Genomic DNA, 26,400 nt, shown 5'->3' with positions numbered 1-26,400 from the left:
CCGAAAAAGTCGCCGGCATCGTGCCGATGAAGTTCGAAAAATTCGGCCTGCGCCACTATCTCATTTGCCTCAAGGGCGTCGTCCTGCGGGAGTGCCTGCGCTTCCTGCACCAGCGCGAGCGCTTCATATCCTCGCTGGTTCGGCCGCTCATCTGGCTGTTCATTTTTGCCGCCGGATTCCGGCAGGTGCTCGGCGTGTCGATCATCCCGCCCTACAAGACCTATGTCCTCTACGAGGTCTACATCACGCCGGGTTTGTGCGGCATGATCCTGCTGTTCTCGGGCATGCAGTCTTCGTTGTCGATGGTTTATGACCGCGAGATGGGCAACATGCGCACCCTTTTGGTCAGCCCCTTCCCGCGCTGGTTCCTGCTGGTGTCGAAGATGCTCGCCGGCGTCTCCGTATCGATCGCGCAAGTCTACGCGTTCCTGATCGTTGCCTGGTTCTGGGGCGTCAAGGCGCCGCCGATCGGCTATCTCATGGTTCTGCCGGCGCTGTTCCTGTCGGGCATGATGCTTTGCGCGCTCGGCATGCTTTTGTCGTCGATGATCAAGCAGCTCGAAAATTTCGCCGGCATCATGAACTTCGTCATCTTTCCCGGCTATTTCGCTTCGCCGGCGCTCTATCCTTTGTGGCGCATCCAGGAGGCGAGCCCGCTGCTTTACAAAATCTGCCTCGCCAACCCGTTCACCTATGCCGTCGAACTGATCCGCTTCGCCTTCTACGGCCAGATTAACTGGCTGTCGCTGGGCGTCGTCGCCGGCTGCACGCTGCTGTTCCTTGCCGCCGCAATCATCGCCTATGACCCTTCGCGCGGCCTGATGACCCGCAAACAGGACACGGGAGGAAATGCCTGATGGCACGAATGAGCCTTGTTCGCAGCCTGGCTGTGGTTGCCATGCTCGCGCCGGGCGTGAACGCCATGGCTGCGAACACCGATCCGGACTGGCCTTGCATACAGCGCAAGGTGCCGCAACTCTCGCTCGGCCAGATCTGGAACGGGCCGGAGCTGCCGCCAGCGGCGAAGGACTTGTCGAAAGACCCCGGTATCTCCGCCCTGGTCGAGGAGGTGGCAGCCCGGCGGATACCGATTGCCGAAGCCCAAAAGAAGATCAAGGATTTCGCCGCCTCGCTGCCGGCCGAGCAGCTTGCGCCGAAGATGGCGATGCTGGTGCAGGGCATGTTCGATCACATGGACGCCGAGCGTTCTCACGTGATCTCAGGCATTTCCCGTTACGCTCACAAGCAGCTCGAAATGGCCGCCGCGTTGCGCAAGGAAGCGTCCGACGTCGATGCGTTGCGAGCAAAGCCCGATGCAGATCCAGACGAGATCGAACGGCGAACCGAACAGCTGAAATTCGCAACGCGAATTTTCAACGAACGCGTCCAATCACTGACTTACGTCTGTGACGTGCCGACGATCATCGAGCAGCGGCTTTATCAATTGTCCAAAGTCGTCTCGGAAACGCTCGCCGCGAAGAAGTAAAACCTCATTTGCTCTTCGCGGCGGATCTCACGATCCCCGGCCGGGCAGCACGCGCCAGCGCTGCACGAAATAACCGGGATGCGTCTCGATCCACTGGGCTACCAGCGGCTGCGCCTGCATGAAGGCGGTCCCGGGATTCATTGCCAGGCCGTCCACCATCTGTTCGCGTTGTTCACAGGTCTGCGGCACATCCGTCAGGCAGACCATCATAACCAGCGTGTAAAGCATTACCCCTTGTCCCCATCGAATCCCGAACCCCATGCCCGGGAGGTTTCAGTGATACCGACCAGTCTGCAGGGGTCGCACATACAGATCGCTTACGGGTGTGAAAGCACGTGCCCCCGCTCTTTCGCACTGCAACATAACATGTCGCTTATCTAACTCCAACGACCGCCGGGCGTTTTCCAGAGCAATCGCGTCAGGCTGCGCCGCGCCAACGTGGCGCCAATGTTTCCAGCCCCGATCATTCCGATCATCACGGGGTGTCGTCGATGTCGTCAGACCGGCAACCCGTTCTGCTTTCGCAGGCTTTTGTCGAATGCCGATGCGGGGACGAAACGGCGCAGGAAACTGACCTGGCGCGCCATTTTTCCCGCCGCATAGCGCCTCTTCGGAGCGCGATCGGTCGCAGCCGCCAAAACCGTCTTGGCTACCACTTCGGGCGAATCGCCTTTTTCCATTGCTTTCCGCACGACTGCGTTCATGCCAGCGCGCGCAGCGTCATAGATATCAAGCAACTGGTCCGGCTTGGCGAGATTATCCTCGAAGGACGTGCGGGTATAGGCGGGTTCGACCAAGGCAACGCGAATCCCGAACGGGCGCAGTTCATGGTCGAGCGATTCGGAATAGCCTTCGATGGCATGTTTGGTCGACGCATAAAGCGCGAAATAGGGAGCTGGAATGAACCCCTGCACCGAACTCAAATTGACAATTCTACCCTTGCCTTGACGGCGCATTATCGGCAGGACCGCGTTGGTCACGCGGAGCACGCCGAAGACGTTCACATCGAACAGTGCCTGAGCCTGGACCATTGAGGACTCTTCCGCGCCACCAAACAGACCCATACCGGCATTGTTGACGAGCAGGTCGATGCGCCCGGTCTCGGCCAGAACGTCATCGACCAGTTTCGCCACGGACGCGTCATCGGTCACGTCACTGGCCAGCATGGTTAGGCCGTCGGAGTTTTTGGCTGCGCGACGGCTGGTGCCGAACACGCGGAAACCGGCGCTTTGCAAAGCTATGGCCGTCGCGCGTCCGATGCCGGAAGACGCCCCCGTCACCAGGGCGACGCCAGGATTGGTCTTGTTCATGGAAATCATTTCTTTCTTTGGGTTGGACTGATTTTGGATTGGCATGGAAGAAGCACGAAAAGGTCGGAGTCAGTTATGAGCGCCTCTGGCGTTCGCACCGGCCAACTCGTCCGTCCAGCGCCTGAACAGCGCGCTGGCGTTGACGCCGCCAAAGCCGAAGCCGTTGGCGATCGCGTAGTCCATTGCCATCGGCCGGGCTTGGTTTGCGACGAAGTCGATGCCGTCACCGGCCGGATCCGGCGCGCTCAGATTGAGAGTTGGCGGCGCCACCTGATCCCTGAGCGCCAGCATGGCGAAGATGGCTCCAAGCCCGCCGGCGGCTCCGAGCAGGTGTCCGGTCGCCGATTTCGTTGCGCTGACGGCGATGGTGGAATCTGCGCCGAAGAGTGTTTTGATCGCCGCGATTTCCCCGAGATCACCGACCGGCGTGGAGGTCGCGTGCGCATTGAGGTGGCCAACCTCACGCGGCGAAATACCGGCTTGGGCAATTGCGATCTGCATGGCTCGGCGCGCCCCGTCGCCATCCTCGGGACCGGAGGTGACGTGATGCGCATCTGCCGTCGTGCCGTAGCCGACGAGCTCGGCGAGCGGTTTCGCGCCGCGCGCCAGCGCGTGGCTCAACGCCTCGATGACCAGCACGCCGGCTCCTTCGCCCATGACGAAGCCGTCCCGCGACACGTCGAAAGGCCGTGACGCCTGAGCCGGCGCCCAATTGAAGCCGGTTGAAAGAGAGCGTGCGGCAGCAAAACCACCGAGACTGACGATGTTCATGCAGGCTTCGGTTCCGCCGCACACGGCGATATCGGCCTCGTTGGCGCGGATGAGGCGGGCCGCATCGCCGATCGCCTGGATGCCGGCCGCGCACGCCGTCACCGGCGCGCCGAGTGGCCCCTTGAAGCCATGGCGGATCGAGATGTGGCCCGCCGCGAGGTTTACCAGGAAGGACGGCACCGTAAACGGCGACAGGCGGCGGACGCCGCGCTGGTCGACCGTGCGCACCGCCTCGGTTATGGCGGGGAACCCGCCGATGCCGGACGCGATGATCGTGGCCGTGCGCAGGCGATCCGCTTCAGAGACGGGCGCCCACCCTGCTTGCGCGAGGGCCTCTTGTGCAGCGGCGAGCCCGAAGAGGATGAACCGGTCTACCTTGCGCTGGTCTTTTGGCGCCAGAACGGCATCCGGATCGAAACCAGCATCCGGATCGTCTTCCAGCGAGGGAACCACCCCGCCGATCTTCGCCGGCAGCTCTCCCACCACATCGTCCGGAAGCCTGCGGATGCCGGAGCGACCGGCCAGGAGCCGCGACCACGACGCGTCGACATCGGCTGCAAGGGGCGTGACTGCTCCCATGCCTGTAACAACAATCCGTCGCATCTATTTTCCTATCAATTTGGGTGCGCCGCCAGCGCTGCGCACGCCGTTCAAGCGGCGGCTGCTTCGCGGACCTGTTCGGTCGCCGCGTCCAGAAAGGCCTGGGCGAGGTCCGCGTCGTTGACGACGCGCGATAGCGTCAGTGCACCGACCATCGTCGAGAGAATGGCCATGGCCTTTCTATCGGGCTCCTCACCATTGGCCTCGGCAATGAAACGGCCGAGGATTTCGAGATGCTCCTTGATCCCGGCTTCGAACGACGCTTTCACGTCGCTGCCCTGTCTGGCGGCATCCGAACCGAGCGCGACAATCGGGCAGCCGTCCATCTTTTCTCCGCGATGGTCCATACTGAGGTAGAATGCGATCACCGCGCCAAGCGGATCCTCGGATTTTGCCGCAGTCGCGGCCGACCACCGCAGCGTGGCGCTCTCCATCGCCCGCCTGGATGCCTGCGCCGCCAGATCGTCTTTGGATGCGAACTGCTTGTAAAACGCGCCTTGGGTCAGCCCGGCAGCCTGCATCAGGTCCTTTAGGCCGATGCCGTCAAAGCCGCGCTCCCGAAAAAGCCGGCTTGCCACATTGATCACTGTTTCGCGGTTTTCCGCCGCCTGAATGCGACTCACACGCATGTCGACCTCCTTGAATTAGCTTGCGTTCGACATCTATAGCAGGTATAGAGTTCGAACGCAATCCAATTTGGCTACGCGCCGGTCCCTTGGTCAAGCCATCGAACAAATTTGGAGGAGAGGTCAAATGCTATACAGTTATGTTGTCGAGAAATCGATCCGGCAGAGCTTCGACCACGTCAACAACCATCGCTGGGATGAGGCGGTGAAAGCACTCGTGCCGCATGTCCATCACCGCGTTTCCGGCTCCCACGCGCTTGGTGGTGAGCGCCACGACAAGCAAGCCGTGCGCCGCTGGTTTGAGCGCCTCGGCCGCGTCCTGCCCAATCTCCATCTCACGGTCAATCACGTCTGGGTGAAGGGCTGGCCGTGGCATACCACCGTGTTTGCCCAGTGGGACGGCACCGCAACGCTGCTCAACGGCGACGCCTCCTACGTCAACAGTGGTCTCCACGTGTTCACCCTGCGGTGGGGCAAGGTCTATGCCCTTGAGGAATTCTACGATTCACAAGCTGCGGCCCGCGGTCTTGCCGCCCAGGCCGCAACTGGCCTCGAAGAAGCTGCCGCCGAACCAATTGTAGGCTAGCAGAAGCGCAGTCAGCGGCCCGCAGCGTAACCGCGGGTACGCTACCCGTGGCCATGCCGGGCATCGCCCGCAGACGACCCCATCAGCGCGCTCCCGGCCGCCGCTTGCAGGAACCGTTCGACAGCCGCTCGTCGTTGACGGCCCGCGAGACCGCCGGCGGGTGGCGTTCTCCATCGCCCGCCTGGACGCCTGCGCCGCCAGATCGGATGCGAACTGGTTGAAAACGCGCCCTGGGTGAGTTCGGGCAGCCGCCATCAAAGTCCTTTAAGGCCGATGCCGTCCAAGCCGCGCTACCGAAAAAGCCGGCCTGCCGCATTGATCGCCGTTTCGCGGTTTTCTGCAAGCGACTCACACGCATCATCACTTTTTCTCTTTTTTTAGATTGCATTCGTAATCTATCTTCGATATAGAGTTCGAACGCAATCTAAAAAGAAGGAGATACGAGATGATCCGCAGAACCCTGAGCGCCTCGGTTTTGGCCGCGCTGTTTCTTGCCGCCCCGGCGTTTGCCGAGGAAGCCACCATAGGACGCCCGATCGAAGCCGGCAGCCTGCACGAGGGACACCTCGACATGGTCGTCTATTACGTCCCGGTCGAGGGCGACCTCCTGGAGGTCACCGCCACCTTCGCGCCGAAGATCGGCGGCGATCCGCAGCGCGTCGTCATGGGCCTCGCCGACGGCGACTCCGTGGCCTTTTCGATGCCGGGCCACCGCGGCCCGCTCTACGCGTTCTCGAGGTCCGGCGAGCAGGTGACGGTGTCGTCCGAGACCGACGTGCACTTGCGAGCCGATGCCAATGCACTGACCCGCCTTGCAGACGGCAGCCTGCGTGCTGCTGGCCGAGAACTCGCGTCCGTCGGGCCGATGTAAAGGTCAAACGCAATCTTTTTGAGAGGCGACGAACGTGAAAAAGAGACCCGCTGTTGTGCTGGGGGGCGTGCTGATCGCGATGTCAGGAGCGGCGGCATTCGCCACACTTGCCATTCCTACGCAGGGAGCCTCCGCCGTAGGCGACCCGAGGCAGGAACCGCCGATCGTCAGACTGGTGACGGCAGCGCCGGTGAAAGGATCCGAACGCGGGTTCACCGGTATTATCGGCGCGAGGGTGCAGAGCGATCTCGGCTTTCGGGTCCCCGGCAAGATCGTGGAGCGACTCGTGGATGTGGGTCAGGAGGTCAAAGCTGGTCAGCCACTGATGCGCATCGACGACACCGACCTTCGCCTCGCGCTCACGGCGAAGCGCAACGCCGTTGCCGCAGCGCGCGCAACAGTCGTTCAGACGGAACCGGATGAACGGCGATACGCCAGTTTGCTCAAGGATGGATGGGTCCCCCGACAGCGCTACGAGCAGGCGAAGGCCGCGGTGGATACGGCCGAGGCGCAACTCGCCGCCGCCGAAGCCGAAGCACGGGTCGCCGAGAACGAAGCGATCTACGCGGTCCTGCTGGCGGACGCGGATGGAACGGTGGTCGAAACGCTTGGCGAGCCGGGGCAGGTCGTCTCCGCCGGCCAGAAAGTGGTCCGGATCGCCAAGGCCGGCTCCCGCGAAGCGGTGGTCGCGCTTCCCGAAACAATCCGGCCGGCGATTGGGTCGGCGGCCGAGGCCAGCGTGTATGGCGGCGATGGGCGTCGTTATACGGCACATCTCCGGCAATTATCGAACTCCGCCGATGCCCAGACCCGTACCTATGAGGCCCGTTATGTGCTCGACGGTGAGGCCGCGGCAGCACTGCTTGGCGCGACGGTAACCATTCGGCTTGCAAGCCAGGCACGCCAGCGCGAAGTCCAGGTGCCGCTGGGAGCCGTGCTCGATGACGGCGAGAAGACTGGTGTTTGGGTCCTGGACAGCGCCACCTCGACCGTACAGTTTCAGCCCGTCAAGCTTGTTCGTGTGACCAGCGAAACCGCTGTGGTCTCCGGACTGAACTCCAGCGATCCGATTGTTTCGCTCGGCGCTCATCTCCTGCAGGAGGGCGCTCGCGTCAGGACTGCGTCCGAAAGCGGGGGCAACTGATGATGAACCTAAATCTCTCCGCGATCGCAGTTCGCGAACGCGCCGTTACCCTGTTCTTCATCCTCCTGCTGGTGGCCGCCGGCGCCTACGCTTTCGTCATGCTCGGGCGGGCGGAGGACCCCAACTTCACCATCAAGACCCTGACGGTCACGACGGCATGGCCGGGCGCAACGGCGCGCGAGATGCAGGACCTCGTCGCCGAACCGTTGGAGAAGCGGCTTCAGGAGATGACCTGGTACGATCGGGTCGAGACGACCACACGGCCAGGTTACGCGTATATGACGGTCACGCTGAAGGACAGCACACCGCCATCTGTCGTCCAGGAGGAGTTCTACCAGGCTCGTAAGAAGCTCGGGGATGAAGCCCGCAACCTGCCGTCCGGCGTCTTCGGCCCCTTCGTCAACGACGAATATTCGGATGTAAGCTTCGCCCTTTATGCGCTGAAGGCCAAGGGCATGCCGATGCGTGAGTTGGCGAGACAGGCCGAGGCGATCCGCCAGGACCTCCTGCACGTGCCCGGCGTCAAGAAGATCAACATCCTTGGTGAACGTCCCGAACAGATATTCGTCGAATTTTCCTACGCCAAGCTGGCTACCCTCGGCGTGTCGGCACAGGACATCGTCGCCGCCTTGCAGCGGCAGAACACCCTCACGCCGGCAGGCTCGATCGACACCCAGGGGCCGCGGGTCTTCATCCGGGTCGACGGCGCTTATGACAGCGTTCAGGCGATCGCCGACACGCCGATTGCCGCTGCGGGGCGGACGCTAAAGCTCTCCGATATCGCCGAAGTCCGGCGCGGCTATGAAGATCCTCCTACCTACCTCATCCGACGTCAGGGTGAGCCCACCATCATGCTCGCGGCTGTCATGCAGGAGGGCTGGGATGGTCTCGCGCTCGGCAAGGCGCTGGAGGACAGGACAGCAGCTATCGCACAGACACTGCCACTTGGGATGACGCTCGACAAGGTCACTGACCAGGCCGTCAACATCACCTCTGCGGTCGACGAATTCATGATGAAGTTTGCGATGGCGCTCGGTGTGGTGCTCTTGGTGAGCCTGTTGAGCCTCGGCTGGCGCGTCGGCATCGTCGTGGCGGCTGCCGTCCCTCTGACGCTTGCCGTCGTGTTCCTCATCATGCTGGAGACCGGCCGGTTCTTCGACCGCATCACGCTCGGCGCCCTCATCCTGGCGCTCGGTCTTCTCGTGGACGACGCCATCATTGCCATCGAGGTGATGGTGGTGAAGATGGAAGAAGGCATGGACCGCACCAAGGCGGCGGCCTATGCGTGGAGCCACACTGCGGCGCCGATGCTGTCCGGAACGCTGGTGACGATCGCCGGCTTCCTGCCGGTGGGCTTCGCGCGCTCGACGGCCGGCGAATACGCCGGCAACATCTTTTGGGTCGTAGGGTTCGCCCTCATCGTCTCCTGGATCGTAGCGGTGGTCTTCACACCTTACCTCGGCGTCAAGATGCTGCCCGCGATCAAACCGGTCGAAGGCGGTCACCACGCGATCTACGACACACCCAATTATCGGCGCTTGCGGCGGCTCATCACCTTCGCCGTGCGCCACAAGTTCATAATCAGCGGTGTCGTGGGCATCGCCTTTGTGCTTTCCGTTGTCGGCATGGGCTCTCTCAAACAGCAGTTCTTCCCGACATCCGACCGCCCCGAAGTGCTGGTGGAGGTTCGCCTGCCTGAAGGCACCAGCATCGAGACGACGACCGCTACGGTCGAGAAGCTCGAAGGCTGGCTGGACGACCAAGCCGAGGCTAAGATCGTCACGAGCTATGTCGGTCAGGGCGCACCCCGCTTCTTTTTCGCAATGGCGCCGGAACTGCCTGATCCTGCCTTCGCCAAGATCGTCGTGCTGACCCAGGACGCCGAGGCGCGTGAGGTGTTGAAGCACCGCCTCCGCGAGGCGGTGGCAGAGGGGCTTGCACCCGAGGCCAATGTCCGCGTCACGCAACTCGTGTTCGGCCCCTACACGCCATTCCCGGTCGAGTTCCGGATTATCGGACCCGATCCCGTGCAACTCTACAGTATATCCGAGAAGGCGCTCGACATCATGCGGGGCGTCCCGGACGTGCGTCAGGCCAACCGCGATTGGGGCAATCGCACACCCGTGCTCCGCTTCGTCCCGGATCAGGATCGACTGAACCTGATCGGCCTGTCGCCGGCGGAGGTGGGCCAGCAACTCCAGTTCTTGCTCACCGGCATCCCCGTTACGCAGGTTCGCGAGGACATCCGCAACGTCCCCATCGTCGCACGCAGCGCCGGCGGCGAGCGGCTGGATCCGACACGTTTGGCGGATTTCTCACTGATGAGCCGGGACGGTCGCCCGATTCCGCTCGACCAGATCGGCCATTCGGAAATCCGTCTGGAAGAGCCGATCCTGAAGCGCCGCGATCGCACGCCTGTCATCACGATCCGCTCGGATGTCAACGAAGCGACTCAGCCTCCAGAGGTTTCCAAGGAGATCGTGAAGGCCCTTCAGCCGCTGATTGCATCCCTTCCGGCCAGCTATCGCATCGAATTGGGCGGATCGATCGAGGAGGCCGAAAAGGCCAACACCGCGCTGGCTAAAGTCTTTCCGGCAATGATAGCCGCCATGCTGATTGTTATCATGCTGCAGGTGCGATCCTTCTCGACGATGGCCATGGTGATGCTGACGGCGCCACTTGGCCTCGTCGGCGTCGTGCCGATGCTGCTCACCTTCAACCAGCCCTTCGGATTCAATGCCATTCTGGGCATGATAGGACTGGCCGGCATCCTGATGCGCAACACGCTGATCCTGACCGAACAGATCAAGGAGAACCGTGCTGCCGGCCTTGACGACTATCACGCCGTGATCGAGGCCACGGTGCAACGCACGAGGCCCGTGATCCTGACGGCACTCGCCGCCGTGCTGGCCTTCATCCCGCTCACGCACTCCGTCTTCTGGGGATCGATGGCCTATACGCTGATCGGCGGCACGGCGGTCGGCACGGTGCTGATCCTGCTCTTCCTTCCCGCGCTCTATGCCGCGTGGTTCGGCATCAGGCCGACTGCTGACGAGGTCCGTGAGGGCGCGGCGGAGGAACTGGAAATGCACACGGCAATTGCTGCTGAATAGGGCCCTGTTGTCGAGCAGGCGGATCAAGATTTCGCCGCTGGCTTTGCCTGAACATACGCAGGGCCAGTCGCACGACCTTACCGCTTGCAAATGATCGTTCAGGGCGAGCCCAGCAGATCCATCATCAGTTCTGGAGACATCCATGAATCATCCGGTCGGAACGCAAACGGATCCCGACGAGGTGCGCGCTCGCATCCTGGAGGTGGCGGAGGAGCATTTTCGCCGCATCGGCTACCATAAGACGTCGATAGCCGACATCGCCTCCGAACTCGGCATGAGCCGGGCGAACGTCTACCGTTTCTTTTCCTCCAGGGATGCAATCAACGAGTCCATCTGCAGGCTGGTCGTGAACGAGGTCGCGGACATCGCCGTTGCGATCGCACGCACCAACGCGCCGGCCTTGGAGAAACTCGACCGGCTCCTGACCGCCGTTCACCAGCACAACAAGACGAAATTGATCAAGGAAAGAAGCATGCACGACTTGATCGTCGCCGCCATGCACGAGAATCGGGCGGTCATTAAGGCGCATGTCGAGCAAATGCTGAAAATCCTTGAGGCGATCATTCGCGAGGGGACCGAGGCGGGCGAACTCAAGGTCGAGGACCCGGCAGAAGCGGCGCGTGCGGTCAACACCGCGTTCACGCCGTTCTTCCACCCGATTCTGATCGAGCACTGCGTTCAACACGGCGAAGACACCGAAGAGGGCCTGCGCGCGCAGATTCGCTTTATCCTGAAAGCTCTCGGCAAATCGGACTAGGCGTCCTGGTAGGTGGCTGCCAGCGGCATTCCGCCCTCAATTCAGGCGCGACCTCTAGTGTCCGGTCCTTCGTGCGGATAGAGCTTGCCGAACAGCGGCAGATACATCGCGCCCTTGCGCATCAGGAAATCGTGGAACGTCGCCATCGCCGGCGAGATCGCGTGATCGCTGCGCATCACCGAAAACCATTGCCGGCGGATCGGCATGCCGACGACGTCGAGGATGACCAGCCGGCCGGCTTCGGTTTCTGCAGCGATGGTGTGGGCAGAGATGAAGGCGATGCCGAGCCCGGCCATCACCGCCTGCTTGATCGTCTCGTTCGAGCCCATCTCGACGCCGAGGTCGTCGATGCGCCCGGGCACGTCGCTCAGGAATATCTCCAGCGAGATGCGTGTACCGGAGCCGGGCTCGCGGATGAGGAAATGCTCTTCGGCGATCCGCTCCTTGGATATCTCGCGCGCTGACGCCAGCGGGTGGTCGGGCGGCGCGATGATGACCAGCGGGTGATCGCCGAACACCGAGGCACGCACCGGGACTTCCTTCGCCGGGCGCCCCATCAGCGCGATGTCGATGTCGTGGTTCTTCAGACTGTCGATCGTTTCGGCGCGGTTGCCGATGGCGAGCCGCATGTCGATGTCGGGATGTTCTTTCATGAAGCCGGCCATGAGCCGCGGCGCGAAATATTTGGCGGTGGAAACGACGCCGAGCCGCAAGCTGCCGATACGCACGCCCTTGATCGCATCCATCTTGTCTTCGAGCAGGCGAAGCCGCTCCTCGATGGCTTGCGCCGTCTCGACGAAGGCCAACCCTGCGGCAGTCGGACGCATGCCGTCCGACGTCCGGTCGAACAAGGCCAGTTGAAACTCCTCCTCGACCTGCCGCAACTGGATCGTCACCGCTGGAGGAGACAGGCCCAACACTTTGGCCGCGCTGACGATTTTTCCGTGGCTGACGATTGCCTGAACGGTCTTGAATTGCCTGAGCGTGAGATTCCTCATGCGTCATATTAAATTTTTTTTAGTGCGAAAGTAAAGTTATTGAATTTTACTTATCCCGCTTCGTTTGTTCTCATTCCCCTATCCGGCCGATCCGAGGAGAGGCGGCTGGATCGGGAGGTTACGATGCCAGCGGCAACGCTCGACGCTTTTCTGAATTCCTATCTCGGCCCGCCGGACGAACTGCGCTCTGCGGTCGTAGCGACTGTCCGTCAGCTGACGCAGGCCGCCACCAAGATCCGCAACACCATCAATCAAGGGGTGCTCGGCACCGCCTTTGCCGGAACCCGCGGCGCCAATGCCGACGGCGACATCCAGAAGGATCTCGACATCTTCGCCGACGACATCTTCCTCGACGCCATGCGCCACGCTCCGGTCGCGCTCTACGCCTCCGAGGAACTGGAGCAGCCGGTCCTGCTCGACAGGCAGGCGCCTCTCGCCATCGCCATCGACCCGCTCGACGGCTCTTCCAACATCGACACCAACGTGTCGATCGGAACGATTTTCTCGCTCCTCCCTGCAACTGGCGCGCCGGACGAAAATCCGGCCGCCTCTTTTTTGCAGCCAGGGGTGAACCAGTTGGGCGCCGGTTTCTTCATCTATGGGCCGCAGCTGGCGCTGGTTCTGTCGCTCGGCAGCGGCACGCATGTCTTCGTTCTCTCGACCAGGCTCGGCACCTTCGTCCAGGCCTATGAAAGCCGGATCATCCCGCAGCGTACCCAGGAGTTCGCCATCAACGCCGCCAACTACCGGCATTGGGACGAGGCGGTGCGGCTCTACATCGACGACTGCCTCGAAGGCACCGAAGGCCCACGCGGAAAGGACTTCAACATGCGCTGGATCGCCTCTCTGGTCGCCGACTGCTATCGTATACTGATGCGCGGCGGTGTATTCCTGTATCCAGGCGACAAGCGCAAGGGTTACCGCCAGGGTCGGCTGCGCCTCGTCTACGAGGCCAACCCGATCGCCTTTCTCATCGAACAGGCCGCCGGCGCCGCTACCGACACGATCACCCGCATCCTCGAAATCGAACCCGAGAGCCTGCACCAGCGCGTGCCCATGGTGTTCGGATCGGCGCGGGAAGTCGCGCGCATCACCCGCTACCACATCGAGCCCAGCGCGATCGGCGAGCGTGCGCCGCTGTTCAGCCGCCGCGGCCTGTTCAGGGCCTGAGCACCATGTCGGCGAAGCACCCCATCATCACCATCACCGGGTCGTCGGGCGCAGGCACCACCTCGGTCAAGCGCATCTTCGAGCTGATCTTCCGGCGCGAGAACATCGACGCCGCCTTCATCGAGGGCGATGCCTTTCACCGCTACGACCGCGCCACGATGAAGACAAAGGTGGCCGAGGAGGAGAAGGCGGGCAATCCGAACTTCACCCACTTCCATGCCGAGGCCAACGAACTCGCAATCCTCGAAGAGGTTTTTGAGGAATATGGCCGCCGCGGAACCGGGAAGACCCGCACCTACATCCATGACGAGGACGAGGAGAAGCAGTACGGCACGCCGCCGGGACAATTTACCGAATGGCGCGAATTCCCGCCGAGCGACCTGCTGTTCTACGAGGGCCTGCATGGCTGCGTCGTCACCGACAAGATCAACCTGGCCCGGCACGCTGACCTCAGGATCGGCGTGGTGCCGGTCATCAATCTCGAATGGATCCAGAAGATCCATCGCGACCGCGCAACCCGCGGCTATTCCACCGAGGCGGTGATGGATGTGATCCTGCGCCGTATGCCGGACTATGTCCGCTACATCGTCCCGCAGTTCTCGCAGACCGCCATCAACTTCCAGCGCGTGCCGATCGTCGACACGTCCAACCCGTTCATCGCGCGCTGGATTCCGACGCCCGACGAATCGATGCTGGTCATCCGCTTCGCCAATCCCCGCGGCATCGATTTCCCCTACCTGCTTTCGATGATCCACGACTCGTTCATGTCGCGGCCGAATTCCATAGTGGTGCCAGGCAACAAGCTCGATCTTGCCATGCAGCTGATCCTGACGCCGCTCATCCTGCAATTGATCGAACGCAAGAACCGTGTGTCGTGAGGAGGACGCCATGAACAGCCAAGCAGCAGCCCTGAAGCCCGTCGCCGCCGTCTCGGAACGCGACATGGCGAACGCCATTCGCGCACTGGCGATGGACAGCGTCCAAAAGGCCAATTCCGGTCATCCGGGCATGCCGATGGGCATGGCCGATGTCGCGACGGTGCTGTTCAGCCGCTTCATCAATATCGATCCGTCGGCGCCCAACTGGCCCGATCGCGACCGCTTCGTGCTTTCGGCCGGGCACGGCTCGATGCTGCAATATGCGCTGCATTACCTGCTCGGCTACGAAGACATGCCGATCGAGGAGTTGCAGCGGTTTCGCCAGCTGGGCAGCCGCACCGCCGGACATCCCGAATATGGCCATGCGCTTGGCATCGAGACGACGACCGGTCCGCTTGGACAAGGCATTTCGAACGCCGTCGGCATGGCGCTGGCCGAGCGCATGCTTGCCGCCCGCCACGGCGCCGATCTCGTCGACCATTTCACCTACGTGATCGCCGGCGACGGCTGCCTGCAGGAAGGCATCAGCCACGAGGCGATCGACCTTGCTGGCCATCTGAAGCTGTCCCGGCTGATCGTCTTCTGGGACGACAATGCGATCTCGATCGACGGACCGACCTCGCTGTCGACATCGATGGACCAGCCGGCACGGTTCAAAGCCGCCGGATGGCATGTCCAATCGGTGGACGGCCACGACACGGAAGCCGTTGCAGCGGCAATCGAAGCGGCGCAGCAGTCTGACCGGCCCTCGCTGATTGCCTGCCGCACGGTGATCGGCAAGGGCGCGCCCAATCTGGGCGGCTCGGAAAAGACGCATGGCGCGCCGCTGGGCGACGCGGAGATCGCCGCGACGCGTGAAAACATCGGCTGGGCCTACGCGCCGTTCGAGGTGCCGGACGACATCTTGTTCGCCTGGCGCGAAATTGCCGAGCGCGGGCAAGCAGCACGGCACGCCTGGGAGCAGCAGCTTGCCGCCTCGCCGCAGCGCGACGCCTTCGAGAGCGCGGTCGCCGGCACCCTGCCCGACGCGGTCTTCGAAGCGCTCCACGCCTTCCGCAACGAGCATGTCGAAAAGGCGACCAAGGTCGCAACGCGAAAAGCCTCCGAAATGGCGCTCGGCGCCATCAACGCCGCAACCGAGCTGACCGTCGGTGGCTCCGCCGACCTGACGCATTCGAACCTGACGATCACCAAGGGCATGGATCGCATAGCGCCTGGTGCCTATGCCGGCCGCTACATCCACTACGGCATCCGCGAGCATGGCATGGCCGCGGCCATGAACGGCATCGCGCTGCATGGCGGCTTCGTGCCTTATGGCGGCACCTTCCTGTGCTTCGCCGACTATGCGCGCGGCGCCATGCGGCTCTCGGCGCTGATGGGCCAGCGCGTCATCTATGTGATGACGCATGATTCCATCGGTCTCGGCGAGGACGGCCCGACCCACCAGCCCATCGAGCACCTGGCGATGCTGCGGGCGACGCCCAACCTCAACGTCTTCCGGCCGGCAGACATCATCGAAACGGCGGAGTGCTGGGAACTGGCGCTGAAGAGCAAGAATCGGCCGAGCGTGCTGGTGCTCTCGCGGCAGAACCTGCCGATGCTGCGCCAGGCATATAGCGACGAGAACCGGTCGAGCCAGGGCGCCTACGTCCTGCGCGAGCCAGCCGGGCACCGCGCCGTGACGCTGATCGCCACCGGCTCGGAGGTCGAGATCGCCGTTGCCGCCGCTGAACGGCTGGAGACCGAGCACGGCATCGCCGCCGCCGTCGTCTCGATGCCGTGCTGGGAGCTGTTCGAGGAACAGGATACCGACACCCGCAAGGCCGTCCTCGGCTCGGCGCCGCGCATTGCGGTCGAAGCCGCAGCACGGCTCGGCTGGGATCGCTGGACCGGCGACACCGGCGTGTTCGTCGGCATGGCCGGTTTCGGTGCCAGCGCCCCTGCCCCGGATCTCTACCGGCATTTCGACATCACGCCCGAAGCCGTCGCCGCAGCGGCGCTGAAGCTCATCATCTAGGAAGGACCCCAAAAATGGCCCGCATCACCCTTCGCCAGCTTCTCGACCATGCCGCCGAGCATGGCTACGGCGTTCCGGCATTCAACATCAACAACATGGAACAGGGCCTTGCCATCATGGAGGCAGCCAGGGCCTGCGACGCGCCAGTCATCATCCAGGCCTCGCGCGGCGCTCGCTCCTATGCCAACGACATCATGCTGGCCAAGATGATGGAGGCGTTGACCGAAATGCATCCGGCCATTCCGCTCTGCATCCATCAGGACCACGGCAACAACGAAGCCACCTGCCTTTCGGCGATCCGCCACGGCTTCACCTCGGTGATGATGGACGGGTCGCTGATGGCGGACGCCAAGACGCCGGCGAGCTACGACTACAACGTCGCCATCACCGAACGTGTCGCACGCATGGCGCATTGGGTCGGCGCTTCCGTCGAAGGCGAGCTCGGCGTGCTCGGCTCGCTGGAGACCGGCCAGGGCGAGGCCGAGGACGGCCACGGCGCCGAAGGCGCGCTTTCCCACGACCAGCTTTTGACTGATCCCGATCAGGCGGTCGACTTCGTCACCGCCACCCAGGTCGACGCGCTGGCGATCGCCTGCGGCACTTCGCACGGCGCCTACAAATTCAGCCGCAAGCCCGACGGCGGCATCCTGGCCATGCAGGTGATCGAGGCGATCCACGAAAAGCTGCCCAACACGCATCTGGTCATGCATGGCTCTTCCTCGGTGCCGCAGGAACTGCAGGACGTCATCAACCGATATGGCGGCGAGATGCCCCAGACCTTTGGCGTTCCGGTCGAGGAGATCGAGCGCGGCATCCGCTACGGCGTGCGCAAGGTCAACATCGACACCGATTGCCGCATGGCCATGGCCGGGCAGTTCCGCCGCGTCGCGACGGAGGATCCGCGCGAATTTGATCCGCGCAAATTCCTGAAACCCGCCATGGACGCCCTGCGCGATCTTTGCCGCGATCGCTTTGAACGCTTCGGCACGGCGGGCAACGCCTCGAAGATCAGGGTCATCGCCATGGACGAGATGGCGAAACGTTACGCCGCGGGAAAACTCGACCCGCAAATCGCAACCGCGAAAGCCGCCTGAGCGGCAAACAGGAGACCTGTCATGAACAAGATCGACATGCCGTCAGCAGGCACGCTCAAGGAAGGCAAGGAACGCTACAAGTCGGGCGTCATCCCCTACAAGAAGATGGGCTACTGGGAGCCGGACTACCGGCCCAAGGAGACCGACCTGATCGCCATGTTTCGGATCACGCCGCAGCCTGGCGTCGACCACGAGGAGGCGGCCGCCGCCATCGCCGGTGAATCCTCTACAGCAACATGGACCGTGGTGTGGACCGACAGACTGACCGCCTGCGAGCTCTACCGCGCCAAGGCGTTCAAATCCGAGCCGGTGCCGAACACAGGTCCCGGCACCAAGACCGAGCAGCAGTACTTCGCCTACATCGCCTACGACCTCGACCTGTTCGAGCCGGGCTCAATCGCCAACCTGACTGCATCGATCATCGGCAACGTGTTCGGCTTCAAGGCAGTCAAGGCCTTGCGGCTCGAGGACATGCGCATCCCGGTGGCTTACCTCAAAACCTTCCAGGGCCCGGCTACCGGCATCGTGGTGGAGCGCGAGCGGCTCGACAAGTTCGGCCGGCCGCTGCTCGGCGCGACGACGAAGCCAAAGCTTGGCCTGTCAGGCCGCAACTACGGCCGCGTCGTCTACGAGGCGCTGAAGGGTGGACTAGACTTCGTCAAGGACGACGAGAACATCAACTCGCAGCCCTTCATGCACTGGCGCGACCGCTTCCTCTACTGCATGGAGGCTGTGAACAAGGCGTCGGCCGCCACCGGTGAAGTCAAGGGCCATTATCTCAACGTCACCGCCGGCACGATGGAGGAGATGTATGAGCGCGCCGAATTCGCAAAACAGCTTGGCTCCTGCATCGTCATGATCGACCTCGTCATTGGCTACACGGCGATCCAGTCGATGGCCAAATGGGCACGCCGCAACGACATGATCCTGCACCTGCACCGCGCCGGCAACTCGACCTATTCGCGCCAGAAGAACCATGGCATGAATTTTCGCGTCATCTGCAAATGGATGCGGATGGCCGGCGTCGATCACATCCATGCCGGCACGGTGGTCGGCAAGCTGGAAGGCGACCCGCTAATGATCAAGGGTTTTTATGACACGCTGCGCGAGGAGCGCACGCCGCAGAACCTCGAAACCGGGCTGTTCTTCGATCAGGACTGGGCCTCGCTCAACAAGGTGATGCCCGTCGCCTCGGGCGGCATCCATGCCGGCCAGATGCACCAGCTGATCCATTATCTCGGCGAGGACGTCGTCCTGCAGTTCGGCGGCGGCACGATCGGCCATCCGGATGGCATCCAGGCCGGCGCGACGGCCAATCGTGTCGCCTTGGAGGCGATGATCCTCGCCCGCAACGAGGGCCGCGACTATCTGCGCGAAGGGACCAAAATCCTCGAACAGGCGGCCAGATGGTGCACGCCGCTGAAGGCGGCCCTGGAGACCTGGAAGGACGTCACCTTCAACTACGAATCGACCGACACGGCCGACTTCGTGCCAACCGCAACGCCCAGCTTCTAGACGAAAGGAACCGTCGCCATGATGACAAATCCGGGAAACAAGGTCACGCAGGGACAGTTTTCGTTCCTCCCCGACCTGACCGATGAGCAGATTTCGGCGCAGATCAAATATGCGCTGAAAAACCACTGGGCAGTCAGCGTCGAGTACACCGACGATCCGCATCCGCGAAACACCTATTGGGAAATGTACGGCAACCCGATGTTCGACCTGAAGGACCCGGCGGGCATCCTGCTTGAAATCAACAGCTGCCGGAAAGCCATGCCCAACATGTATGTCCGGGTCACCGCCTTCGATTCGAGCAAGGGCTGGGAAGCGCCGCGCATGTCGTTCATCGTCAACCGGCCGCCCAACGAACCCGGGTTCCGGCTGCTGCGCCAGGAGCGCGACGGCCGCAGCCAGGGCTATTCGATCGTGCCTTATGCGACCGACAGGCCCGAAGGCGAGCGGAGCTAGCCGAAACCATGCTGGACGCGATAGCAAAGGGCACTGCCGCGCAGGACGAATCGGTTGATCTGCAGGCCGAGTTCGAGGCGTCCAACATCGACGAGGTGATGGACAAGCTCGACCGCGAACTCGTTGGCCTGAAGCCCATCAAGACCCGCATCCGCGAGATCGCGGCGCTGCTCCTGGTCGACCGGCTTCGCCGCAAGTTCGGCCTGACCTCGGGCGCGCCGACGCTGCACATGAACTTTACCGGAAATCCCGGCACCGGAAAGACCACCGTCGCGCTGAGGATGGCCGAAATCCTGCATCGTCTCGGCTATGTCCGCGAAGGCCACATGGTCGCGGTGACGCGAGACGATCTCGTCGGCCAGTATGTCGGCCACACCGCGCCCAAAACCCGCGAAGTGATCAAGCGCGCCATGGGCGGGGTGCTTTTCATCGACGAGGCCTACTATCTCTACAAGCCCGAGAACGAACGCGACTACGGCCAGGAATCGATTGAGATCCTGCTACAATGCATGGAAAACAACCGTGACGATCTGGTTGTGATTCTTGCCGGCTACAAGAACAAGATGGACCGCTTCTTCGATAGCAATCCCGGCATGCGCTCGCGCATCGCCCACCACCTCGATTTTCCCGACTACGGCGTCAGCGAACTCAAATCGATCGCCGAGATCATGCTGGCGGAACAGAATTACTGTCTCAGCGAGGCGGCGGCCAAGGCGCTCGAGGAGTATCTCCCGATCCGCATGCGGCTGCCGCATTTCTCCAACGCCCGCTCGGTTCGCAATGGGCTCGACCGGGCGCGGCTTCGCCAGGCCAACCGGCTTTTCGCGTCGCGCGACCGGGTGTTGACGAAGACCGACCTTATCACCATTGAAGAATCCGATATTCGCGGCAGCCGCGTGTTTGCGGAAGGTAAGCTCGAAGGCGAACCGGAGACGAAGGCGCGCTGACAAGATGACGCCGGTTGGTGTGCAGCGACCGGAAACGGAAGACAGAACGGGAGCCGACGACCATGGGTACCAAGACAATCATCGCGCCCTCGGTGCTTTCTGCGGACTTCTCGCGGCTCGGCGACGAGGTCGAAGCGGTCGTCCGGGCGGGCGCCGACTGGATCCATCTCGACGTGATGGACGGTCATTTCGTGCCCAACATCACCTTCGGTCCGCCGGTGATCAAGGCGATCCGTGATCGAACGGACAAGATCTTCGACTGCCACCTGATGATCGCGCCGGCCGACGCCTATCTCGCCGCCTTCGCCGATGCCGGCTGCGACATCATCACGGTGCATGCCGAGGCCGGGCCGCATCTCGACCGTTCGCTGCAGGCGATCAGGAATCTCGGCAGGAAGGCCGGCGTGTCGCTGAACCCGTCGACGCCGGAAAGCGTCATCGAGTATGTGCTCGACCGGCTCGATCTGGTGCTGCTGATGACCGTCAATCCGGGTTTCGGTGGCCAGGCGTTCATTCCGGCTGTGGTCGACAAGGTCAGGCGGGTCAAGGCACTGATCGGCAGCCGCCCGATCGACATCGAGATCGACGGCGGCGTCACGCCCGAGACCGCTCCGCTGGTCACCGCAGCCGGCGCCAATGTGCTAGTCGCCGGCTCGGCCATCTTCAAGGGCGGCACCGAAGCTGCCTATCGCGCCAATATCGGCGCCATCAGACAGGCAGCCGACGGGGCGATCCGGAAAGCCGCGTAAACCGTCTCATCGGAGGCCAAACATTTCATCGGAGGAAACCTTGGCGGCAATCCCACCTGTCTGCGATTTCGGCTGGCAAGCCATCGATGCCGTTTTGCCCGGCGTCGACGGCAAATCGCATTCGATCTTCAGCCACGCCGGCCCGAACGGGCTGGTCGTGGCCTTCATCTGCAACCATTGCCCTTATGTGAAGGCGGCGATTTCCCGCATCGTCCGCGATGCCAACGACCTCAAGCCCGAAGGCATCGGCTTTGTCGCGATCAATTCCAACGATGCCGACGCCTATCCGGATGATTCCTTCGACAACATGAAGCTCTTCGCCAGGACGAACGGCTTCACTTTCCCCTACCTCCACGACGAGCGCCAGACGGTGGCGCGTGCCTATGGAGCCGTTTGCACTCCGGATTTCTTCGGGCTCAACAGCGACTTGACGCTGCAATATCGCGGCCGGCTGGACGCGGCGCGACGCGACGCCGGACCGCCCGGGCTGAGGCGCGACCTGTTCGAGGCGATGAAGCAAATTGCCAGAACCGGCGACGGACCGCTGGACCAGATCGCTTCGATCGGCTGCTCGATCAAGTGGAAGGACGCCGCATGAACGTCGGCATGAGTAGGCCGTTTCGATCGTCGAAAGCGATCCTGTTCGATCTCGACGGCACGCTGGTCGATTCGGCGCCTGATATAACGGCCGCCGTCAACGAGTTGCTGGCCGGCCGCGATCTGCCGCCGCTGCGCCTGCTACAGGTCAAGGCGATGATCGGCGGCGGCGTCAGGAAACTGGTCGAGCGAGTCTTCGCCGCTTCCGGTATGCCGCTCCTCGGCAGCGCGCTTGACGAGGCCAACCGCGCCATGGCGCCGATCTACCGCAAACATCTGACCGGCCTGACGACGCTGATGCCTGGCGTCAGGGAGGTTCTCACCCACTTCCACTTGAGCGGAATAGCCATGGGCGTGGTGACCAACAAGCCGCAGTTGGCGGCTCGCGAAATCCTGCTGCATTTTGGGCTGACGGAACATCTCGGCGCGATCGTCGGCGGAGACGCGGTGACATGCCTGAAACCGGCGCCCGACGCTCTGCTGCTGGCGCTCGGCCAGCTTCAGGTCGAGCCTTGCGACACGCTGATGGTCGGAGACAGCAGCGCCGACGTGGTCGCCGCCCGCTCCGCCGGCATGCCCGTCATTCTGCTGCGCGGCGGCTACACCCAAATTGCCGTTGAAGAGCTTGGCGCCGACCTCGTTTGCGACGGCCTGCTCGACCTGCCTTCCGCCATGCGGAGGCTGCAAGACGCCGCTTGACCGGCGGCGCCGGCCATCAGCGCGGCGCCGGCCGAACGCAGTTAGAACGGCCGGCGAAGTCGCGCTACTTCCTGCGGAAGAGCCGGGCTACTTCCTGCGGAAGAACCGCGTTATTTCGAGAATTGCTTCAGATAGGCGATGACGTTGGCGAGATCCTCATCCTTCTTGAGGCCGGCAAACGCCATCTTCGTACCTTTGACCATGGCCTTGGGATCGCGAAGGTAGGTCGTCAGCGTGGCTTCATCCCATTTGACGCCGGATTTACCCGCCTCGGTCATGGCTTTGGAATATTTGAACCCCGGATGCGTGCCGGCCGTTCGACCGATAACGCCGCTCAACGACGGACCGACTTTGTTCTGGTCCTTGTCCACGACGTGACAGACCTTGCATTTGGTGAAGACCTTCTCACCGGCGGCGGCATCCTGTGCCTGCGATTGGTTTGTGATGAACGTCGCAACAGACACGACGGCGAAAAATGCGATTGCACGCATGGCGTTTCCTCATTGATCGTCAAGGTGCCCTGGACGATTTGCGCACGCCTTTGTTTGATCATCGGCATGCGTCGTTTTATGGCAGAGCGAAAACTTCTCCCCAGCGGAGTTGCGGCGCCTGCATCCTGGAAGCTACCCGGCAGATGAGCGATGTCAACCACGCAGCGGTTCGCAGAACGCAAGACAGGCAATCGCTTCAGACACATGACGGCGTCCAACCCCATGGTGAAATGACCAATTGTCGATGCCGGCAGGGTGATGACGGGCAGTACAAACCTGAAGCGATTACCGTGTTGCGACCTCGGGTAGTGCCTCAGTTTGAATTTCGGCTCACGACCCAATGTCGACATTCGTCGAGATCAAGAGATGGCAGTCGGACGCGGCTCTTGGATCAAATATGATTCTGCTGCGAGCGCAACTCTCTCTAAGCCGTAGCCTACCGTAATTTACCTTGCCGGCAGTTCGCATATGCCGCAACGTAAGGTGGTACCCCCAGGAGGAACGGCCATGAAGCTCTCAAGACGCACCCGGCTGATGATATTTCTTGCGGCATCCAGTTTCCTCGCCGGCGCGTTTGAGGTTACTGCCCAAACAGCCGCCGAAATTCCACCCTCACTGGTTACGCCCGACAAGGTCGAGTCGCCTCTTGGCACGCTCGACTTCAAGGACGGCGTGCCGAGCAAAGCGACGGCCGAGAAACTCTACGACAACCTCGACTTCACCTACGCCTACCGCGCATTCATGGACAATCTGCGTGGCGTCAGCATTCAGGGCTTCCGCAAGGGTCTGGAAAGCGTTGGCGTCAAGGACAACGAGGTCATTGTTTTCGAAGAGTTGATGGATGCCAAGTCGCTGTTCCTGACCGCGAATGCCGATACGATCTACGTGATGGGCACCCTCGATCTCAACAAGGGACCGGTGGTGCTGGAGACTCCGCCCAAGTTTCTCGGCGCTGTGCAGGACGCCTGGTTCCGGTGGGTCATCGACCTCGGCGGGCCTGGGCCCGACCGCGGAGAAGGCGGCAAATATCTGATCGTCGGGCCGGACTACACGGGTCCACTGCCGCAAGGCGGATTCTTCGTCGCGCACGCCCGCACCAATTCCATCGTGTGGTTCGGCCGGTCGTTCCTGGAAAACAACGATCCCAAGCCGGCGGTCGAAGTAATCAAGAAGTTCACCAAGGTCTATCCTTACGAAGTCGGCGGTGTCGGCACTCCCGTCGCCGACTTCCTGGCCGGCAAGACCAAGCTCGGCAAGATCGCCCCGCCCCCGCCGACCGTGTTCCACAACGGAAGCGGCAAGGTGATGAACACCCTTCCGCCGAATGATTGGAGCTTCTACGAAATGCTCAACGAGGTTGTGCAGAACGAGCCAGCCACCTCGCTCGACCCGGAGCTGATGGGCCCGATCGCGGCGATCGGCATCGTCAAGGGCAAACCGTTTGCACCCGACGAGCGCATGAAAAAGATCATGACCGAGGCGCTGGCCGTCGCCAACGCAACCTCGCGCAGCCTGTTCATGTCCCCGCGCGATCCCAACTGGTTCTACTATCCCAACTCAGCCTGGATGAATTACTTGTTCCAGACCGGTTACGAGTTCGAGACGCCGATCCCTGAAATAACGCCCGAGGGTGTCAAGCCCTATCCAGCCACCGGCTATCGCACCATGGATGCGCGCACCAATTTCTTCTACGGCATCACCGGCATCACGCCCGGCATGGCTATGCGCCTGACTGGTATCGGGTCGCAGTATCTGTTTGCCTTCACGGATGCCGACAAGAACTACTTTGACGGCGCCAAGACCTACAAGGTGACCTTGCCGAAGGACATTCCGGAAGCAAACTTCTGGTCGTTCACGCTCTACGACAACATGACTCGCTCGATGCTCGACACGCCGCAAGGCTATCCGCGCGCCGGCAGCCAGAGCTTCCCTTCGCCTGCAGCCGAGGCCGCTGCCGACGGCTCCACGACCATCTACTTCGGCCCGACCCAGCCCGACGGCGTCGCTCGGGGCAACTGGATCCAGACCGACCCGAAGAAAGGCTGGTTTACGCTTCTGCGCCTCTACAGCCCGCTTGAGCCATTCTTCACCAAGCAATGGCGGCCGAGTGAGATCGAACTGGTCCAGTGACGGCCGCTGACTGTTGAAGGATCGTATCCCTTAACCCTGCACGGGAGTGTGCTCACATGAACCCGACAAGGCACTTGGCAAAGCTCGCCCTGTTTATCGCCTGGCTGGCGCTACCGATATCGGCAACGGTTGCCCGAGCGCAGACTGTCGAAACGGGCCTCGTCGAGCTGACGGACTCAAAGATCGAGTATTTCAGCCGGGGAGAAGGCGAACCCATAGTCTTGCTGCCGGGCGGAACCCTGACCGTGGGCTACCTGGATGGCCTGGCCGATGCCCTCGCCAAGGCCGGCCATCGGGTGGTCGGCATCAACTTCCGGGGTTCGGGCAAGAGCACGGGTCCAAGCGAGGGTGTCACGCTTCAGACGATGGCGGACGATGTCGCGGGAGTGATCAAGGCCCTCAACCTTGAGCCGGTGAACGTGGCTGGCAACGACTTCGGCAATCGCGTTGCGCGTATGTTGGCCGCGTCTCATCCCGAGCTGACGCGCAGCGTCATTTTGTTGGCCGCTGGCGGGAAGGTCCAACCCGCACCGCCCGCGGCCAAAGCCTTGGGGATTATCTTCAACCCCGCATCCACAGACGCCGATATCCTGGCGGTCTTTCCATACCTGGTTTCCAACCCTGCCGATTCCGCCCGCGTCTGGAAGCTTTTCAAGCCGTCTCTCGATCCGGGAGCGGCGGCTATCGAAAGGGCGGCTGCGGAAAGCACTCCGCTAGACGCTTGGTGGGCGCCTCCGGGAGAAACCAAATATCTGATCCTGCAGGGAGCGGAGGATCAGATCGCGCCCCCTGAAAACGGCGAGCAGCTTCAGAAGGAACTCGGCGACCGGGCGACGCTCGTCAATGTCTCGGGGGCGGCGCACCTCCTGCCCTTGGAACAGCCCGAGGAAGCCGCGTCTCGAATAGTCGACTTCCTCCGAAAACTTGACGGCTAGTGCCATCTATCCTCATGCCGTAGTGCAGTATGCCGGGTGCGTGCGAGGGGCTCTTGCGCGCTGACGCTGTGGTCGCTTTTGGCACGAAGCGGAAGTTGGCCAGTGACCGCTTTCGACCCACAGCCGAAATTCAAACTGAGACACTCCCGACCTCGCGATCGATTGCTTTTTGCCGGCACTTATGCTACTAATCTCGACATGGTGCTGATTTGCGCCAACGACCCGCCCCCGAGGCGGGTTTTTTTGTTTCAGGCTTCGGCAGCGCCCTTCCCGCGGTTCAGACGAGCTCGGCTCCGGTAGACCCCATTCTTTCGCCTTTATTGACGGCCATCAGGCGAACGCGTAGCCTCAAGCCATTCCGGTTTCCATGGGCACCTCGGGACTCCGGCAGTTGGCGATTTTGTCCAGGCTCGCAGATCGGGCCGGATCTCGCCGAAGCGGGCGTCTTCAAGCGCGCAAGAGG

25 protein-coding genes are annotated in these 26,400 nt (G+C 62.4%); 19 read left to right on the top strand and 6 right to left on the bottom strand.

Annotated elements, in window-relative coordinates; all coding sequences use genetic code 11:
• Positions 1 to 26 precede the first annotated feature (26 nt).
• The gene (locus tag AC0L3L_RS13535) at positions 27 to 857 is read left to right on the top strand and encodes an ABC transporter permease (protein WP_292185303.1); all 831 of its coding nucleotides are present in this window, start codon (positions 27 to 29) and stop codon (positions 855 to 857) included.
• The gene (locus AC0L3L_RS13530) at positions 857 to 1,486 is read left to right on the top strand and encodes a hypothetical protein (protein ID WP_473485494.1); all 630 of its coding nucleotides are present in this window, start codon (positions 857 to 859) and stop codon (positions 1,484 to 1,486) included. Before AC0L3L_RS13535 ends, AC0L3L_RS13530 begins: the two co-directional genes overlap by 1 nt.
• A 27-nt stretch (positions 1,487 to 1,513) precedes the next feature.
• Here AC0L3L_RS13530 and AC0L3L_RS13525 read toward each other — a convergent pair whose 3' ends face one another.
• From AC0L3L_RS13525 to AC0L3L_RS13510, 4 genes are all read right to left on the bottom strand, one after another.
• Positions 1,514 to 1,714 carry a hypothetical protein gene (locus tag AC0L3L_RS13525; RefSeq protein ID WP_095518885.1) on the bottom strand — a complete coding sequence of 67 codons (201 nt, stop codon included), beginning with the start codon at positions 1,712 to 1,714 and terminating at the stop codon, positions 1,514 to 1,516.
• 269 nt (positions 1,715 to 1,983) lie between these two features.
• Positions 1,984 to 2,796, bottom strand: coding sequence for an oxidoreductase (locus AC0L3L_RS13520; protein WP_473485493.1), 813 nt, complete (start codon positions 2,794 to 2,796; stop codon positions 1,984 to 1,986).
• A 69-nt stretch (positions 2,797 to 2,865) separates the two neighbouring features.
• The gene (gene fabF, locus AC0L3L_RS13515; RefSeq protein WP_473485492.1) at positions 2,866 to 4,170 is read right to left on the bottom strand and encodes a beta-ketoacyl-ACP synthase II; all 1,305 of its coding nucleotides are present in this window, start codon (positions 4,168 to 4,170) and stop codon (positions 2,866 to 2,868) included.
• A gap of 47 nt (positions 4,171 to 4,217) precedes the next feature.
• Positions 4,218 to 4,796: a TetR/AcrR family transcriptional regulator gene (locus AC0L3L_RS13510; protein ID WP_473637927.1), complete on the bottom strand. Its 579-nt coding sequence runs from the start codon at positions 4,794 to 4,796 to the stop codon at positions 4,218 to 4,220.
• A gap of 124 nt (positions 4,797 to 4,920) precedes the next feature.
• Between AC0L3L_RS13510 and AC0L3L_RS13505 the strand changes: the two genes are divergently transcribed.
• The 5 genes from AC0L3L_RS13505 to AC0L3L_RS13485 all read left to right on the top strand — a co-directional run bounded on the left by AC0L3L_RS13505 (position 4,921) and on the right by AC0L3L_RS13485 (position 11,264).
• Positions 4,921 to 5,379: a nuclear transport factor 2 family protein gene (locus AC0L3L_RS13505; RefSeq protein ID WP_473485490.1), complete on the top strand. Its 459-nt coding sequence runs from the start codon at positions 4,921 to 4,923 to the stop codon at positions 5,377 to 5,379.
• 445 nt (positions 5,380 to 5,824) lie between these two features.
• Positions 5,825 to 6,250: a hypothetical protein gene (locus AC0L3L_RS13500; RefSeq protein WP_473637926.1), complete on the top strand. Its 426-nt coding sequence runs from the start codon at positions 5,825 to 5,827 to the stop codon at positions 6,248 to 6,250.
• A gap of 79 nt (positions 6,251 to 6,329) precedes the next feature.
• Entirely contained in the window at positions 6,330 to 7,394 is a 1,065-nt protein-coding gene (locus AC0L3L_RS13495) for an efflux RND transporter periplasmic adaptor subunit (protein ID WP_473638004.1), read from the top strand.
• A 2-nt stretch (positions 7,395 to 7,396) separates the two neighbouring features.
• Positions 7,397 to 10,507 (top strand): efflux RND transporter permease subunit, encoded by a 3,111-nt coding sequence (locus AC0L3L_RS13490; RefSeq protein WP_473638003.1) that lies wholly within the window; start codon positions 7,397 to 7,399, stop codon positions 10,505 to 10,507.
• Between the two features lie 142 nt (positions 10,508 to 10,649).
• Positions 10,650 to 11,264, top strand: a complete 615-nt coding sequence (locus AC0L3L_RS13485) for a TetR/AcrR family transcriptional regulator (protein WP_473485488.1) — start codon at positions 10,650 to 10,652, stop codon at positions 11,262 to 11,264.
• A gap of 41 nt (positions 11,265 to 11,305) precedes the next feature.
• On the opposite strand, the gene AC0L3L_RS13480 is transcribed toward AC0L3L_RS13485, so the two are convergent.
• Positions 11,306 to 12,262 (bottom strand): LysR family transcriptional regulator, encoded by a 957-nt coding sequence (locus AC0L3L_RS13480; RefSeq protein ID WP_473526825.1) that lies wholly within the window; start codon positions 12,260 to 12,262, stop codon positions 11,306 to 11,308.
• Positions 12,263 to 12,385: 123 nt separating this feature from the next.
• Between AC0L3L_RS13480 and AC0L3L_RS13475 the strand changes: the two genes are divergently transcribed.
• From AC0L3L_RS13475 to gph, 10 genes are all read left to right on the top strand, one after another.
• Positions 12,386 to 13,432 (top strand): class 1 fructose-bisphosphatase, encoded by a 1,047-nt coding sequence (locus tag AC0L3L_RS13475; RefSeq protein ID WP_258122936.1) that lies wholly within the window; start codon positions 12,386 to 12,388, stop codon positions 13,430 to 13,432.
• Between the two features lie 5 nt (positions 13,433 to 13,437).
• Positions 13,438 to 14,310 carry a phosphoribulokinase gene (locus tag AC0L3L_RS13470; protein ID WP_473485486.1) on the top strand — a complete coding sequence of 291 codons (873 nt, stop codon included), beginning with the start codon at positions 13,438 to 13,440 and terminating at the stop codon, positions 14,308 to 14,310.
• A gap of 10 nt (positions 14,311 to 14,320) precedes the next feature.
• On the top strand, positions 14,321 to 16,327 hold the full coding sequence (gene tkt / locus AC0L3L_RS13465; protein ID WP_473637925.1) for a transketolase: 2,007 nt from the start codon (positions 14,321 to 14,323) through the stop codon (positions 16,325 to 16,327).
• Positions 16,328 to 16,341: 14 nt separating this feature from the next.
• Positions 16,342 to 17,421, top strand: coding sequence for a class II fructose-bisphosphate aldolase (gene fba, locus AC0L3L_RS13460; protein ID WP_287076246.1), 1,080 nt, complete (start codon positions 16,342 to 16,344; stop codon positions 17,419 to 17,421).
• Positions 17,422 to 17,442: 21 nt separating this feature from the next.
• The gene (locus tag AC0L3L_RS13455; protein ID WP_095496323.1) at positions 17,443 to 18,936 is read left to right on the top strand and encodes a ribulose-bisphosphate carboxylase large subunit; all 1,494 of its coding nucleotides are present in this window, start codon (positions 17,443 to 17,445) and stop codon (positions 18,934 to 18,936) included.
• A gap of 18 nt (positions 18,937 to 18,954) precedes the next feature.
• Positions 18,955 to 19,389: a ribulose bisphosphate carboxylase small subunit gene (locus tag AC0L3L_RS13450; RefSeq protein ID WP_473485484.1), complete on the top strand. Its 435-nt coding sequence runs from the start codon at positions 18,955 to 18,957 to the stop codon at positions 19,387 to 19,389.
• An 8-nt stretch (positions 19,390 to 19,397) separates the two neighbouring features.
• Entirely contained in the window at positions 19,398 to 20,336 is a 939-nt protein-coding gene (cbbX, locus tag AC0L3L_RS13445) for a CbbX protein (RefSeq protein ID WP_473637924.1), read from the top strand.
• A gap of 62 nt (positions 20,337 to 20,398) precedes the next feature.
• The gene (gene rpe, locus AC0L3L_RS13440; protein WP_473637923.1) at positions 20,399 to 21,085 is read left to right on the top strand and encodes a ribulose-phosphate 3-epimerase; all 687 of its coding nucleotides are present in this window, start codon (positions 20,399 to 20,401) and stop codon (positions 21,083 to 21,085) included.
• Positions 21,086 to 21,125: 40 nt separating this feature from the next.
• Positions 21,126 to 21,683: a thioredoxin family protein gene (locus AC0L3L_RS13435; RefSeq protein WP_123148281.1), complete on the top strand. Its 558-nt coding sequence runs from the start codon at positions 21,126 to 21,128 to the stop codon at positions 21,681 to 21,683.
• Complete coding sequence (gph, locus tag AC0L3L_RS13430) at positions 21,680 to 22,381, top strand: phosphoglycolate phosphatase (RefSeq protein WP_473637922.1); 702 nt, start codon at positions 21,680 to 21,682, stop codon at positions 22,379 to 22,381. The genes AC0L3L_RS13435 and gph overlap by 4 nt, the downstream gene beginning before the upstream one ends.
• A 110-nt stretch (positions 22,382 to 22,491) precedes the next feature.
• Here gph and AC0L3L_RS13425 read toward each other — a convergent pair whose 3' ends face one another.
• Complete coding sequence (locus AC0L3L_RS13425) at positions 22,492 to 22,872, bottom strand: c-type cytochrome (protein ID WP_473637921.1); 381 nt, start codon at positions 22,870 to 22,872, stop codon at positions 22,492 to 22,494.
• 507 nt (positions 22,873 to 23,379) lie between these two features.
• On the opposite strand from AC0L3L_RS13425, the gene AC0L3L_RS13420 reads away from it, so the two are divergent.
• Together AC0L3L_RS13420 and AC0L3L_RS13415 are read left to right on the top strand one after the other, a co-directional pair.
• Positions 23,380 to 25,002, top strand: a complete 1,623-nt coding sequence (locus AC0L3L_RS13420; RefSeq protein WP_473637920.1) for a DUF1254 domain-containing protein — start codon at positions 23,380 to 23,382, stop codon at positions 25,000 to 25,002.
• Positions 25,003 to 25,058: 56 nt separating this feature from the next.
• Complete coding sequence (locus AC0L3L_RS13415) at positions 25,059 to 25,937, top strand: alpha/beta fold hydrolase (RefSeq protein WP_473637919.1); 879 nt, start codon at positions 25,059 to 25,061, stop codon at positions 25,935 to 25,937.
• Positions 25,938 to 26,400 lie beyond the last annotated feature (463 nt).

It is taken from the genome of Mesorhizobium sp. WSM4849, assembly GCF_055811385.1.
The sequence above is the reverse complement of the archived record's forward strand: the minus strand, read 5'-3'. Positions and strand labels throughout refer to the sequence as shown.